The following is a 13,138-nucleotide window of genomic DNA, read 5'->3' on the forward strand; positions in this document are numbered from 1 at the left end:
AGAACGAGAACAGAAAGGATGGTGTATTTCATGATTGAAGTAACAGAACAAGCAGCTTTTCAAATTAAAGATATGTTAAAAGATGCTGAAGATGGAGAGAAGTACGTGCGCCTTGCTGTACACGGCGGCGGATGTAGTGGTCTTTCTTACGGCTTAGGATTTGAAGTAGAACCAAAAGAAGACGACACAGTTCTTGAGTTTTTCGGTGTCGAATTTGTTATCGATAAAGAAAGTGCTCCCATTGTTAAAGGAGTAAAAATTGATTATAAACAATCTATGCTTGGCGGCGGATTCACAATTGATAATCCAAACGCAATCGCATCATGCGGATGTGGATCATCTTTCCGTACAGCGACGAATGCTGGTAAGCCAGAAGAGTGCTAAGTTTTTAGTTGAAATAGAGAAAGACCTTTTTAGCGATGGAGTGCAATCGTTAAGGAGGTCTTTTCTTTTGCTATAAAAGTCCAATTGGTGACGGCATGACGGTTTCTAAAGTGAAGCAATAATTATTATCTTACAAAAGTGTAATGTTCATGTCATGTTTTTGAATTTCTTCTTTAAGCTTTGGGCTTTAAGATAACAATATAAGAAAAAACATATGAGGTGAAGGAAATGAAAAGATATATTGCACTGTTTAGTATTTTAGTTGTATTCGCAAGTTTGTTAGTTGGTTGTGATATTAACCGTATGGGGAAAGATCAGTACTATGTTCAAATCACAGCTGATGGAATTGAAAAAAATGAGAAGTCTGATAGCGGAGAGCCATACAAATATTTTGAGTATAAATTAAAAGGATTCGATAAAGACGGTAAAGAGAAAGAATTAGAATTCACAGCTCAAAAAAACTTACGTAAAGATGCATTCCTACGCGTATATCATTCAGATAAAAAAGGTGTTTCGGCTTGGGAAGAAGTTAAGAAAGATGAGCTTCCTGCGAAAGTGAAAGAAAAATTAGGTGCAAAATAAGAAAGAAAAAAGGAATTGACGAACAGGGTCAATTCCTTTTTATATTTTCAAAATCATCTTCTGAAATGACTGTAAATCCATGTCTTTTGAATAAAGCAGTTGTTACCCCGTAACCAGTTTGTTTATTCCCGTTAAATTCTCCTGTATAAATTGTGGAACTACCACAAGAGGGACTGCGTTCTTTTAAAATAATATATTCTGGGCGCAAATCTTTCATTTGTTCTAATGCTTTATAAGCACCATTTACAAAAGCTTCCGTGACATCTTCACCGTCTTTTGTCATCACTTTCGCTTTTCCATCCAAAACGTCATCGCCATTCCCGCCAATAATTTCAGCTGAGGGACGAGGCGTTGGCAATCCTCCTAATACTTCGGGGCAAATGAGGAGTGTCTCTTCTTGTTGCAGCAAATCCCCTATTTTTGAAACGAGATTGTCATTTCCATCATACCGACAAGCGATACCACCTAAACAAGCGCTAATTACGATCATATTTTCATCTCCACTAAAAAAATATTAAATAGCACGCCAAATTCCCTTCCTGCCTCTTACTTATAAATGAGGTGATAAAAATGGGAAGCTTATATAACTTAATGAAACCATATAGTGAATTTCGAAGTAAAGAAGAGTTTAATACATATCAAAAGCAAGTTTTGAAATGCTACCGATTTCAATTGAATAAAACAGATGCTACCATTATTCATTTTTTAGGAAAGTATGCAGTGAATGAGAAACAGAAAACAGTGGGGGTTGCTTGTCCATTAATGGAGACGATTGCTACAAATGTTGAAAAAAGTATTCGTACAGTACGCCGCTCCATTGCAAAGTTAGAGGAATTAGGAATTATAAAGCGTGTTGCAACGAAAGAAAGACATAAACGCGGCGGGTATAGTGCGAACTTATATGTATTTCTTATATCTGCAATTGACCGCATGGATGACCGTATGCAAATGTCCGCATGTGAAAGTGAGAATGATGCAGCTGGCTGTAGTGGAATGGGGCAAAAATATGAGGGGGAAACAATTCTTTCTAAAAACATTCCACAAATAAAAGAGAATAGAAAAGGAACGTACGAGCTTGATGAGACGTATTGCCGTCATGATATACCGAAGCCTTTTATATATGCACTTCTGCCGATGACGAGTAATCCGAAGAAGATTAATATATTTTGGAGTAAGGTGGAGCTTGCTTATAAAAAGAGCGGATTATTAGAGCAAGGTGTTTTACTGGAGCAAATATTGGCTGATGAAGAAGTGTATGGAAATTTCATTTGGCGCGTAAAAAGTGTTGTGAGAGCGTATAAATACGGAGAAATCCGTAAAAATGTTAAGGCTCTTTTATATAGTACAGTGCGAGATTTATTTTTAGAGGTTGGATTAGAATGGGGGGCAGCTGTGAGAAGAAGTAAGGGGATACCGTTATTTGATCCGTTTAAAAAGGAGCCATGCGTAAATGCATGACTCCAAGTAGTTAATCAAACTTTCTTACAACTGGAACACGAATCGCTACAAATAGTACGAAGACGATAACGGCGATTGCACCACTTTTCATAATGGTTACGATTGGAATTCCTATTGCAAGCGCGATTGATGTGAATGCATAAGAGAGCGGGATAAAGCCCATTGATGATAGCATAAGCAAACTCATTACGCGTCCCATCATTTCTTCTTTTACTGTCGATTGAATCATCGCCATAAGCGGAACGATAGCCATTGCGATTGTAATACCGTAAAACATGCCAGCTAATAATGCTTGCCATAGTACAGTGCTAAAGTTGATGGATAAGAAGAAGACACCAGACAGTAGCATCATGATAATGCAAAATAGACCGCGTCTACGATTAATATTTTTTAAACCGACAATGACTGCGCCTATTGCCATTCCGCCTCCTACAGACGCTTCTAAGTAACTGAATTGAAGCGAGTCACCGTGTAGAACATTTTTAACGAAAAGTGGGAAACCGACCTGCATCGGACCGATTAAAAATAAGTTTAAAAATGCGCTACAAATAAGGAAAGTTGAAAGAAACGGTGATTCCTTTACATATAAAATTCCTTCTTTAATAGAAGTGAACATGCTTTTGTCTGTATTTTGCTGCTCTGGCATCGTAAATTGTATTTTTTGAACGAGTATGGCTGCGACAATGAGTAATAAAATTGTAATCGAGAAAATCGTTTCATAGTTCGTAAATTTGATAAGAATGCCGCCAAGTACAGGTCCTAAAATAACCGATGCTTGGTTCGTCATTTGTGTAAGTGAGTTTGCTTGTGTTAAACGGCTTTTTTCGACAAGTTCAGGCAGGATAGATCCATCAGCTGACCAGAAAAAAGCATCAGCAAGTCCAAAGAATAAAGCGAATAAAGCAAATGTATATAGTGTTACATCACCTACGATGAACCATGTAAGGATAGTTGCGACGAGAATAGCACGAACAATATTAGAATAAAACATAATGTTTTTTTTCGGGAATTTATCAGCTACAGCGCCGCCGATAATCATAAAAATAAGCCTTGGAACACTAAGAGCTACGAAAACAACACCGAGTGATGCCTCAAGGTTTAATGTTTTTGCTATGTACCACGTTTGTGAAAAAGTAAAAAAGGCTAAAGCGAAACTTGAAAAAAGAGTAGCTGCCCAAAGAAAAAGGAAATTCGTATTTTTTAATAACGGTTTTCCGCTTCCTTCTAAAGCAGATTTATTTTGTTGTAGTTCCTCCATATTGCTTCCTTTCTATGCGACAAATTTAAACTAAAAAACTTGTTAACAATCACTTTATCCCGCGTTAACGGGCAGTAAAACTCCCACCTCAAAATTTGGCTCGAGCAAAGAAGTTAGGTGGGAGACTAACTGCCCGTAAACGTCCGATTGGTGAGGGCTAATACTCAGTGGTGGGGGATGAATACCCCCCACCACTGAGTATAGTTTCACTTTATACAGTTTCTAATATTTCTATACTGCACTTTCTCATTGTAGACAATTATGTTGGATTTGCACAGTGGCTATTTAACGACAAAAAAGAAGATACCATTTGGTATCTTCTTTTTTGTCGTTTAGGCTAATGCAATATAAATATCTAATTGTACGTTAGTTGGATCTAACGCTCTTTCATCATAAAGCTCAAAGTCTGTTGTAAAAGCACGTTTGTTTTCTTTTGACCATTTCCAAATATAGTCCCAAGCCTCGCAAACGACTTCAGCAACTGGTCCCTTTCTCGTTGTAAATACCGCATACGTAGCGGCAGGTATTGTTAAAGTTGTCATATTTGCAGGAACGTCTTCTAATGAAGAAACAGGCATGCCAATTGTGTATTTATATGTACCCGTTTCATCTGATTCGTAATTTGAGTAGAAAGCGAATGTTTCTTTCGTTTGTTGATTTGGAATGTGGTGCATGATTTGTTCTTGGAAGTACCGGTTCCAAAGCCCGGGAATTTTCCCTTCAGTAGATGCCTCTTTTTCGTTGGTCGTCGTAATCGAAATGCCGATTGCTTGGAAAGCTTCTTTTTTTACGATAGTAGGTTCTTTCATTTTTAAATATCCCCCTTATTGAATCGAACGTTCGTTCTTATTTATTGTAACATATTTTGGAAGGGAACGATAGCGTAATAAAAAAGAACTCCTTCGCATAAAAGGAGTTCTTTTCATTTCTATATTAAAACATACTAGAGCTATGCATCGGTTGAAGTTTTGCGTTTGGATCGAAGTAAGCTTTCGCATTGTTTACTGCTGTTGGTGCTTCACCGAAGCCGCAAGCAATGAGTTTTACTTTTCCTTCATATGTACAAATGTCACCAGCAGCGTAAATGCCAGGAATATTTGTTTCCATTTTCGAGTTCACGAGAATGCTGTTTTTTTGTATATCTAAGCCCCAGTTTTTAATTGGGCCAAGGGAAGAAACGAAGCCGTAGTTTACGATTACATCATCAACATCGATGATAATTTTTTCTTCCGTTTTTACATGCTGAAGAACGACTTGTTCAATTTTGTCATCACCAATGAGTTCTACTGGAACGTATGGTGTGCTTACTGCTGCACGAGAGTTCATTAAGCTTTCTACGCTATGTTCATGCGCGCGGAATTTATCACGGCGATGAACGATTGTAACTTTGTCAGCGATCGGCTCTAACATCATTGTCCAGTCAACAGCTGAATCGCCGCCGCCAAATACTACGACGCGCTTACCAGCAAATTTATTCATATCATCAACGAAATAATGTAAGTTTTTCTTTTCATACTTTGCTGTTCCTTCTAATTCTAAGCGGCGTGGTTGGAAAGCACCATTGCCAGCAGTAATAATAACTGATTTAGAATAGTGAGTTTGCTTATTCGTAACAAGTTTAAATATACCATCAGCTTGTTTCTCAAGCGTATCAACAGCTTCTTCTAAACAAACGGTTGGATCAAATTTCTTCATTTGCTCTTTTAAGTTATCAACTAATTCTTGTGCGCGCACTTTCGGGAATCCGGCTACATCATAAATGTATTTTTCAGGGTAGAGCGCGGATAATTGTCCTCCAAGCTGAGGTAAGCTTTCAATAATTTTTACACTTGCTTGTCTCATACCACCATAAAATGCTGTGAATAGTCCTGTTGGCCCACCACCAATAATTGTTATGTCGTAAACTTTTTGATTTTCTGCCACTTTCATTCCCCCTATAGATGGAATTTTGATATTGATTTCATATATTGTTCATATGTACACGAAAATCCTGCAAATGATGACACTTTCAAATAAATGATAGCATATTTGAGTGCATAATACTTCTGAAAACGACTGAATTGTGTGTAAGTTTTCGCATAGATGTTTTTTACATTGTATAAAATATACAGAAAGGAAAATACATGAAAAAAAGGCTGAAAAACCCTTGAAAACGCTATGTTATTTTAAAATATTGATAATTCTCCAGACGCTTGAATTCTGGAATAAAACCGACTAATATAGGGAAGTATTATGTTAAATTTCTATGACAAAATTCGTACGATTTTTTGACTGTGTTTTGTTATGATATAGAATGTGATAAATTCCACATTCTTGACAAATAGAGTTTTTAGTACTTGGTATTATTTTTCATTACTATTATATAAAGAAAAGGGTTGTGATTTGGTGAAGACTCCAAAAATCGTAGTTTTAGGTGCAGGTTATGGCGGGATGATTACGACTGTTCGTCTGCAAAAAGCATTATCTGTAAATGAAGCTGAAATTACGTTAGTAAACAACAACAGCTATCACTACCAAGCGACTTGGTTACACGAGAGCGCAGCTGGTACATTACAAGATGAAAAAATCTGTCTAGATATTCAAGACGTTATTGATACAAATAAAGTGAACTTTGTACAAGATACAGTAGTAGAAATTAAAGCTGCTGAAAAACGCATTATCTTAAAAGATGGCGAGTTAGAATATGACTACTTAGTAATCGGTCTTGGTTTCGAATCAGAAACATTCGGAATTACAGGATTAAAAGAGCATGCATTCTCAATCGCTAACATTAATGCAACTCGTCAAATTCGTGAGCATATGGAAGCTAGCTTCGCTAAATATGCAGATGAAAAGCGCGATGAGTTAGTAACAATCGTTGTTGGTGGTGCTGGATTTACTGGTATCGAGTACGTAGGTGAGCTTGCAAACCGTGTTCCTGAACTTTGCAAACAGTACAATGTACCACGTGAAAAAGCACGTATTATCTGTGTAGAAGCTGCTCCAACAGCACTTCCAGGTTTCGATCCAGCATTAGTAGAATACGCTGTGAAACAACTTGAGAAAAAAGGTGTAGAATTCCGCATCGGTACAGCAATTAAAGAAGCAACTGAAGAAGGTATTATCGTTGCAAATGGCGATGATACTGAATTAATTAAGTCTGAAACAGTAGTTTGGGCTGCAGGTGTTCGTGGTAACGGTATTGTGGAAGAGTCTGGCTTTGAAGCAATGCGCGGACGTGTAAAAGTTGATGAGTACATGCACGCTCCAGGATACGAAGATGTATTCATGGTTGGTGACGCAGCGTTAATCATTAACGAAGAAATTAACCGTCCATACCCACCAACAGCACAAATCGCAATTCAACAAGGTTACAACATTGCACACAACTTAACTGTGTTAGTTCGTGGTAAAGGCGAAATGAAGAAATTCGCATTCGATAATAAAGGATCTGTATGTTCTTTAGGTCATGACGATGCAATGGGCGTTGTTATGGGCAAAAAGTTAACAGGTTGGAAAGCTTCCTTCATGAAGAAAGTGATCGATAACCGTTACCTATTCTTATTAGGTGGACCTTTATTAGTTCTTAAAAAAGGTAAATTAAAGTTCTTTTAATATATAGTAGAAAAAGCAGAAACGGCTAAGAGCTGTTTCTGCTTTTTTCATTTAAAAAATATAGTATAATATATAAAAAAGAAAGAATATTCTGTCCGTTCTAATAGAGGAGGGTATGACATCATGGAGAAGCGAGGAAAAGTATGGTTAGCTGTCAGTGGCCTAGTAGCTACAAAAGATGGCAGGTGGTTATTCGTTAAGAAGAAATACAGTGGGTTAAAGGGGAAATGGTCTTTACCGGCTGGTTTTGTAAATGAAGGTGAGACCGTTGATGAAGCTGTGAAACGTGAAGTGTTAGAAGAGACAGGTATTGTCGCTCATGTGAAGGGGATCATTGGTGTTAGATCGGGCGTAATTCGCAATGAGATTAGTGATAATATGATTATTTTCCTTTTGGAGCCTGAAGGGGAAGAGATTATTGTACAGGAGAAGGAATTGTCTGAAGTAGCGTTTCTACATCCAGATACGATTGCGGACGATCCAAATACGTCTGTACTTATTACATATTTGTTAGAAAGACAATCAGAATTACATCTTGAAATGGACAAAACATTAGATCCAGGAGAGCAGTTTGGTTATACAGCCTATCACGTATTTACGGCACATACAAAGGAGAGGGAGAAAGAGTGAGTATACCGGTATTACTTATTTCAATGATGTTATTTTTTATTTTGTTTTTTGGAATTGGATTTTTACTCAACATGATATTGCGAGCGACATGGGTAATGGTTATTGTATATCCGATTGTTTGTATGCTTATTATTAATAAGGCGAGTATGTGGGATTATTTTTCAAAGCCAAAAGAAACATTCTCTTCATTTGGGACAAGTGTATCGCATTTAGGACAAGCAGATGTGTTTATTTTATCTACTGGATTGATTGGTGCTGCTTTAGCGGGAATCGTTATTAAGAAACTTCGGAAAAGCGGATATCAAATGTTTTAATCTCCAATGCAATTGGAGATTATTTTTTTGCATATTCTTTCATCGTATAGGGAATGATTAACGATGAAGGAGTGTGGCATATAAAAATGTTAAAACGATATTGTATTCGCATTATGATGACTTGTTTACTTGCAATTGCATTATGCGTAACATGGAATGCTTTCACAGGAGTTTCTTTATTAGAGATTGTAAAGAAATATGAGGGAACGAGTGCAAAAGAAGTACATGCAGCAGAAGTTAAAAGAAATGTTGCTCCGAGTAAAGAAGTGATAAATGCTTTAGAGCAGGCAAACGACTGGTCTAAATATCGTTCAATTGAAATGACTGCAACAGGTTATACGTCGGGAATTGAGTCAACTGGTAAGAGGCCGGGACATCCGGAGTATGGTATTACATATTCAGGTGTTAAGGCGAAAAGGGATTTATATTCCACAATTGCAGCAGACTTACGCGTATTCCCAATTGGAACAATCTTATTCGTACCAGGTTATGGGTATGGTGTAGTAGCTGATAAGGGCGGTGCAATAAAAGGAAACCGTCTTGATTTGTACTATGATACAGTGAAAGATGTTTATAGCCAATGGGGTAAGAAAAAAGTAAATGTATATGTAGTTAAGATAGGAAATGGTAAGTTTTCAGAAGAAGAGTTAACGATGTTAAACCAAGATGAGACGATGCAAGTGTTTCGTGGTCAATATTTAAAACAAAGATAGTCTAGTGGTAAGTACGCTAGACTTTTTTTATTTTATATAGGGTATAACAGAAGTTAGAATTGTCGCATTTTATCGAAAATAAAGTTATAATAAAGATAGAGTAGAGAAATTTAGGGGGTCTGAACATGTTTTACGTACAAAAAGAATTAGCAAGCCATGAAGCGGTGATTGTTGCCTTATTTGAAGAAGAGCAAACGAGTAGTTTTGTACAAGAACTGGACAAAGCGTTTGAAGGACAATTACAAGTTTTATTAGAAGAGAAAGAACTTTCTACGAAGAAGAAAGCTATTTCAAAAGTACATAGTTTAGGAAAAACAGAAGTGAAACGTTATTATTTCGTTGGTTTAGGCAAGAAAGAATCTTATACGACAGAAACATTACGTTCGGCTCTTGGTAAGACGTTTAAAACATTGCAAGCAGCAAAAGTACAAGATGCAGCAATCTTACTTGATTCTTTCGTAACAGAGAAATTAGACGCGATTGATGTCGCTCATATTGCGGCAGAAGTACAAGGCCTTGGTACATATGAGTTACAAACGTATAAATCAGATAAAAAGAATCGTGTAGAGTTAGAGAAGTTTACGGCTATTACAGCGGAAGATGCACAGGAAATTGAAGCGGCATTAACAGTTGGCTACGTACATGGACGTGCAACAAATTCAGCTCGTACACTTGTAAATATGCCGCCAAACGTATTAACAGCGACGAAGCTTGCTGAGTATGCTGTTGAGTTAGCGGAGAAGTATGATATGGATTATAAAGTTCTTGAGAAAGAAGAGATGGAAGAGCTTGGTATGGGTGCGTTACTTGCAGTAAACCAAGGTAGTGTAGAGCCACCAAAAATGATCGCTCTTATTTATAAAGGAAAAGAAGAGTGGACAGATGTTATTGGATTCGTTGGAAAAGGAATCACATACGATACAGGCGGTTATTCTTTAAAACCACGTGAAGGCATGGTCGGTATGAAAGGTGATATGGGCGGTGCGGCTGCTGTATTAGGTGCGATGGAAATTATCGGTGAACTTCGCCCAGAGCAAAATGTGATCGCTGTTATTCCATCAACGGATAACGTTGTAAGTGGTACAGCATTTAAGCCAGACGATGTAATCACATCTATGAGCGGAAAAACAATTGAAGTATTAAATACAGATGCAGAAGGTCGCTTAGCATTAGCTGACGGTATTACGTATGCGAAAAAATTAGGTGCAAACTATTTAATTGATGTTGCGACATTAACAGGTGGTGTAATTGTTGCACTTGGAAATCATACGACGGGTGCAATGACAAACAATGAAGAGTTGTTTGAGCAAGTGCTAGAAGCATCTATGGAAACAGATGAATCAATTTGGCAATTACCGATTTTTGATCGTGATAAAGAACGCGTGAGAAACAGTAAGTTTGCTGATTTAAATAACTCACCAGGCCGCGAAGGACATGCGGTTATGGCAGGTACATTCCTAGGTGAATTCGCTGAAGATACACCTTGGGTACACTTAGACATCGCTGGAACATCTGAATCATCAGGAGCACATGATTTAGGTCCAGCTGGAGCAACAGGTGCAATGGTACGTACACTTGCAACGCTTGTTGAACGTTTCGGCGAAGAATAAGATCGTAAGAGAGGGCTGTTCCTACATTTTGGAACAGCCTTTTTTATTGATATATGGTGTTACGGCCGATGTAATTTTACTTTATAGAGAAATTGTATATAAAGTCCCGTTTAAAGCAAAGGAAGTGCGGCCCGTTTCTTCAGAGACAACTAAAATAAGGGCATCGCTTTTTTCTGATAAGCCAATTGCAGCTCTGTGACGTGTTCCTAGTTCAGGATCAACTTCTGTGCTTTTCGTGAGCGGAAGAATATTGGCAGCTGAGACAATATGATTATTTTTAACGAGAACGGCTCCATCATGAAGAGGGTTACCTGGATAAAATATTGATTCGAGTAATGGTGCGGTTAAATGAGCGTTTAATGTCGTTCCAGTTTGAATGAAAGCTTCAAGCGTCTCGTTTCGTTCCACAACGATAAGAGCGCCATGTTTTCGGGCGCTTAAATGTTGGATAGCTGTCGTAATAAAAGATGAACTTTCCGTATAAGGTGATAAATATGCTTGAATATAGTATGTAGCTGCCAATGTTTGTACATTTGCTAACATATGATGAATATCTTCCATTTTGCATAAAATACATTCGTCTTCTTTATCGATTGCGCTCCTCATAATCGATAGTTCTTTTTCAGCAATTTCAATCATTTGCTTTGTTTGTATTTTGAGCTCTTCTGACAAGCCCCATTCGCGCATAATCCTCATTCCCTTTAGTGGAGTATTTAACAATAGTGTATACAAATATTCCTAGTAAAATCCTGCTAGATTTTATAAAATATTGAGATACAGCATGTTTTTTTCATATAATAAAGGTATGACGAGCGAGAGGAGAGAGAAGAATGAATTGGAAACAAGAATTTAGTCGCTGGCTTTCTTACGCACAATTAGATGCAGAATTAAAAGAACAGCTAGAAAATATGAAGCAAGATGAGAAGAAAATCGAGGATAGCTTTTATAAAAATCTAGAGTTTGGCACAGGTGGTATGCGTGGTGAACTTGGTGCTGGTACGAACCGTTTAAACGTATATACAGTTCGTAAAGCGACAAAAGGATTAGCAAGCTTTATCGAAAAGTTAGGTGAGGAAGCGAAAAAACGCGGTGTTGTTGTAGCCTATGATTCTCGTCATAAATCGCCTGAGTTCGCAATGGAAGTTGCTGCTACACTAGGTGCACACGGCATTACAACATATGTGTTTGAAAGCTTACGTCCAACGCCAGTGCTTTCTTTCGCAGTTCGTCATTTACATACAGTGAGTGGAATCGTTCTTACTGCAAGTCATAATCCGCCTGAATATAACGGTTATAAAGTATACGGTGAAGATGGTGGACAGTTGCCTCCGAAAGAAGCTGATGAATTAATTAGCTACGTAAACGCAGTGGAAGATGAATTAACAGTTGAGGTTGCTGATGTGGAGCAATTAAAAGCTGACGGTTTATTACATATTATTGGACAAGAAGTCGATGATGCATATGCTGCAGAATTGAACAATGTCATTATTAATAAAGAAATGGTGGAAAAGGCCGGCAAAGATTTAAAAATCGTCTTCACACCACTACACGGAACATCAAATATTTCTGTACGCCGTGGTTTAAAAGAAGTTGGATTTACAGATGTAACAGTTGTAAAAGAGCAAGAGTTACCAGATCCGAACTTCTCTACAGTAAAATCACCGAACCCAGAAGAGCATGCAGCATTTGAATATGCAATTCGTGACGGTGAAAAGGTAGGAGCGGATGTATTAATCGCAACAGATCCTGACGCAGATCGCCTTGGTGTAGCAGTTCGTAATCACGATGGTGAGTTCCAAGTATTAACTGGTAACCAAACAGGTGCATTAATGCTTGATTATTTACTATCACAAAAGAAAGAAAACGGAACGCTTCCAGAGAACGGTGTCGTATTAAAAACAATCGTAACGTCTGAAATCGGCCGTACAATCGCGAAAGCATACGGTTTAGATACAATTGATACGTTAACTGGGTTTAAATTTATCGGTGAGAAAATTAGACAGTATGAAGAAAGCGGACAATATGAATTCCAATTCGGTTATGAGGAAAGCTATGGTTATTTAATCCGCCCATTCTGCCGTGATAAAGATGCAGTACAATCTGTCCTATTCGCATGTGAAGTAGCTGCATACTACAAATCTCAAGGGAAGACGTTATATGACGGTCTATTAGAAGTATTTGAGAAGTACGGCTTCTTCCGTGAAGACCTTGTGTCGTTAACGTTAAAAGGAAAAGATGGAGCGGAAAAAATCCAAGAGATGATGGCAACGTTCCGTGAAAATCCTCCGAAAGAAGTAGCGAGCTTAACAGTCGTGGCAGTTGAAGACTATAAAGCAAGCATCGTTACATCTTTACAAGATGGACATAAAGAAGAGATTCACTTACCGAAATCAAATGTGTTAAAATATCAATTAGAAGATGGTTCATGGTTCTGCCTACGTCCATCTGGAACTGAACCGAAGATTAAGTTCTACTTTGGTGTAAAAGATAGTTCTTTACAAAATAGTGAACAAAAGTTACTTACTATTAAAGAAGACATTATGAATCGTTTATAATACAAAGTAATTTTAAGTAGTAAGGAACAAAAGGGAGCGA

General features: G+C 37.6%; 14 protein-coding genes. 9 read left to right on the forward strand and 5 right to left on the reverse strand.

What is annotated here, in order from left to right:
* Positions 1-30: 30 nt before the first annotated feature.
* Together ACTFNE_RS21290 and ACTFNE_RS21295 are read left to right on the forward strand one after the other, a co-directional pair.
* Positions 31-384: a HesB/IscA family protein gene (locus ACTFNE_RS21290; RefSeq protein ID WP_000573822.1), complete on the forward strand. Its 354-nt coding sequence runs from the start codon at positions 31-33 to the stop codon at positions 382-384.
* Positions 385-612: 228 nt separating this feature from the next.
* On the forward strand, positions 613-966 hold the full coding sequence (locus tag ACTFNE_RS21295; protein ID WP_000833137.1) for a YxeA family protein: 354 nt from the start codon (positions 613-615) through the stop codon (positions 964-966).
* Positions 967-994: 28 nt separating this feature from the next.
* Here ACTFNE_RS21295 and ACTFNE_RS21300 read toward each other — a convergent pair whose 3' ends face one another.
* The gene (locus ACTFNE_RS21300; protein ID WP_000635515.1) at positions 995-1,456 is read right to left on the reverse strand and encodes a DUF523 domain-containing protein; all 462 of its coding nucleotides are present in this window, start codon (positions 1,454-1,456) and stop codon (positions 995-997) included.
* 80 nt (positions 1,457-1,536) lie between these two features.
* Here ACTFNE_RS21300 and ACTFNE_RS21305 point away from each other — a divergent pair, with 80 nt between their 5' ends.
* Entirely contained in the window at positions 1,537-2,424 is an 888-nt protein-coding gene (locus ACTFNE_RS21305) for a helix-turn-helix domain-containing protein (protein ID WP_000535250.1), read from the forward strand.
* A 10-nt stretch (positions 2,425-2,434) separates the two neighbouring features.
* Here the strand turns inward: ACTFNE_RS21305 and ACTFNE_RS21310 are convergent, their stop codons facing one another.
* From ACTFNE_RS21310 to ACTFNE_RS21320, 3 genes are all read right to left on the reverse strand, one after another.
* Positions 2,435-3,682: an MFS transporter gene (locus ACTFNE_RS21310; RefSeq protein WP_046198682.1), complete on the reverse strand. Its 1,248-nt coding sequence runs from the start codon at positions 3,680-3,682 to the stop codon at positions 2,435-2,437.
* 332 nt (positions 3,683-4,014) lie between these two features.
* A complete protein-coding gene (locus ACTFNE_RS21315) occupies positions 4,015-4,491 on the reverse strand; it encodes a GyrI-like domain-containing protein (protein WP_046198681.1) in 477 nt (158 codons plus the stop codon).
* A 124-nt stretch (positions 4,492-4,615) separates the two neighbouring features.
* Positions 4,616-5,605 carry an NAD(P)/FAD-dependent oxidoreductase gene (locus tag ACTFNE_RS21320; protein WP_270706268.1) on the reverse strand — a complete coding sequence of 330 codons (990 nt, stop codon included), beginning with the start codon at positions 5,603-5,605 and terminating at the stop codon, positions 4,616-4,618.
* A gap of 462 nt (positions 5,606-6,067) precedes the next feature.
* Between ACTFNE_RS21320 and ACTFNE_RS21325 the strand changes: the two genes are divergently transcribed.
* The 5 genes from ACTFNE_RS21325 (at position 6,068) to pepA (ending at position 10,543) form a co-directional block, all read left to right on the forward strand.
* A complete protein-coding gene (locus tag ACTFNE_RS21325) occupies positions 6,068-7,276 on the forward strand; it encodes an NAD(P)/FAD-dependent oxidoreductase (RefSeq protein WP_000856614.1) in 1,209 nt (402 codons plus the stop codon).
* A gap of 123 nt (positions 7,277-7,399) precedes the next feature.
* Positions 7,400-7,906, forward strand: coding sequence for an NUDIX hydrolase (locus ACTFNE_RS21330; protein ID WP_046198680.1), 507 nt, complete (start codon positions 7,400-7,402; stop codon positions 7,904-7,906).
* Positions 7,903-8,220 carry a YuiB family protein gene (locus ACTFNE_RS21335; RefSeq protein ID WP_000027014.1) on the forward strand — a complete coding sequence of 106 codons (318 nt, stop codon included), beginning with the start codon at positions 7,903-7,905 and terminating at the stop codon, positions 8,218-8,220. The genes ACTFNE_RS21330 and ACTFNE_RS21335 overlap by 4 nt, the downstream gene beginning before the upstream one ends.
* An 86-nt stretch (positions 8,221-8,306) precedes the next feature.
* Positions 8,307-8,933, forward strand: coding sequence for a 3D domain-containing protein (locus tag ACTFNE_RS21340; RefSeq protein WP_000920101.1), 627 nt, complete (start codon positions 8,307-8,309; stop codon positions 8,931-8,933).
* Positions 8,934-9,058: 125 nt separating this feature from the next.
* Positions 9,059-10,543 carry a cytosol aminopeptidase gene (pepA, locus tag ACTFNE_RS21345; RefSeq protein WP_046198679.1) on the forward strand — a complete coding sequence of 495 codons (1,485 nt, stop codon included), beginning with the start codon at positions 9,059-9,061 and terminating at the stop codon, positions 10,541-10,543.
* 81 nt (positions 10,544-10,624) lie between these two features.
* Here pepA and cdaS read toward each other — a convergent pair whose 3' ends face one another.
* Entirely contained in the window at positions 10,625-11,230 is a 606-nt protein-coding gene (gene cdaS, locus ACTFNE_RS21350) for a sporulation-specific diadenylate cyclase CdaS (protein WP_001209528.1), read from the reverse strand.
* A gap of 143 nt (positions 11,231-11,373) precedes the next feature.
* Here cdaS and ACTFNE_RS21355 point away from each other — a divergent pair, with 143 nt between their 5' ends.
* Positions 11,374-13,098 (forward strand): phospho-sugar mutase, encoded by a 1,725-nt coding sequence (locus ACTFNE_RS21355; protein WP_046198678.1) that lies wholly within the window; start codon positions 11,374-11,376, stop codon positions 13,096-13,098.
* The last annotated feature ends 40 nt before the right edge of the window (positions 13,099-13,138 follow it).

Source organism: Bacillus cereus group sp. MYBKT111-2, assembly GCF_051915205.1.
Taxonomy (GTDB): domain Bacteria; phylum Bacillota; class Bacilli; order Bacillales; family Bacillaceae_G; genus Bacillus_A; species Bacillus_A paranthracis.

What these genes read in the sequence shown, in the direction of transcription:
- ACTFNE_RS21315 (WP_046198681.1), bottom strand. Translation starts at nt 4,491, where the DNA reads ATGAAAGAACCTACTATCGTAAAAAAAGAAGCTTTCCAAGCAATCGGC.
- ACTFNE_RS21290 (WP_000573822.1), top strand. Translation starts at nt 31, where the DNA reads ATGATTGAAGTAACAGAACAAGCAGCTTTTCAAATTAAAGATATGTTA.
- ACTFNE_RS21355 (WP_046198678.1), top strand. Translation starts at nt 11,374, where the DNA reads ATGAATTGGAAACAAGAATTTAGTCGCTGGCTTTCTTACGCACAATTA.
- ACTFNE_RS21305 (WP_000535250.1), top strand. Translation starts at nt 1,537, where the DNA reads ATGGGAAGCTTATATAACTTAATGAAACCATATAGTGAATTTCGAAGT.
- ACTFNE_RS21295 (WP_000833137.1), top strand. Translation starts at nt 613, where the DNA reads ATGAAAAGATATATTGCACTGTTTAGTATTTTAGTTGTATTCGCAAGT.
- ACTFNE_RS21330 (WP_046198680.1), top strand. Translation starts at nt 7,400, where the DNA reads ATGGAGAAGCGAGGAAAAGTATGGTTAGCTGTCAGTGGCCTAGTAGCT.
- ACTFNE_RS21300 (WP_000635515.1), bottom strand. Translation starts at nt 1,456, where the DNA reads ATGATCGTAATTAGCGCTTGTTTAGGTGGTATCGCTTGTCGGTATGAT.
- pepA (WP_046198679.1), top strand. Translation starts at nt 9,059, where the DNA reads ATGTTTTACGTACAAAAAGAATTAGCAAGCCATGAAGCGGTGATTGTT.
- ACTFNE_RS21340 (WP_000920101.1), top strand. Translation starts at nt 8,307, where the DNA reads ATGTTAAAACGATATTGTATTCGCATTATGATGACTTGTTTACTTGCA.
- cdaS (WP_001209528.1), bottom strand. Translation starts at nt 11,230, where the DNA reads ATGCGCGAATGGGGCTTGTCAGAAGAGCTCAAAATACAAACAAAGCAA.
- ACTFNE_RS21310 (WP_046198682.1), bottom strand. Translation starts at nt 3,682, where the DNA reads ATGGAGGAACTACAACAAAATAAATCTGCTTTAGAAGGAAGCGGAAAA.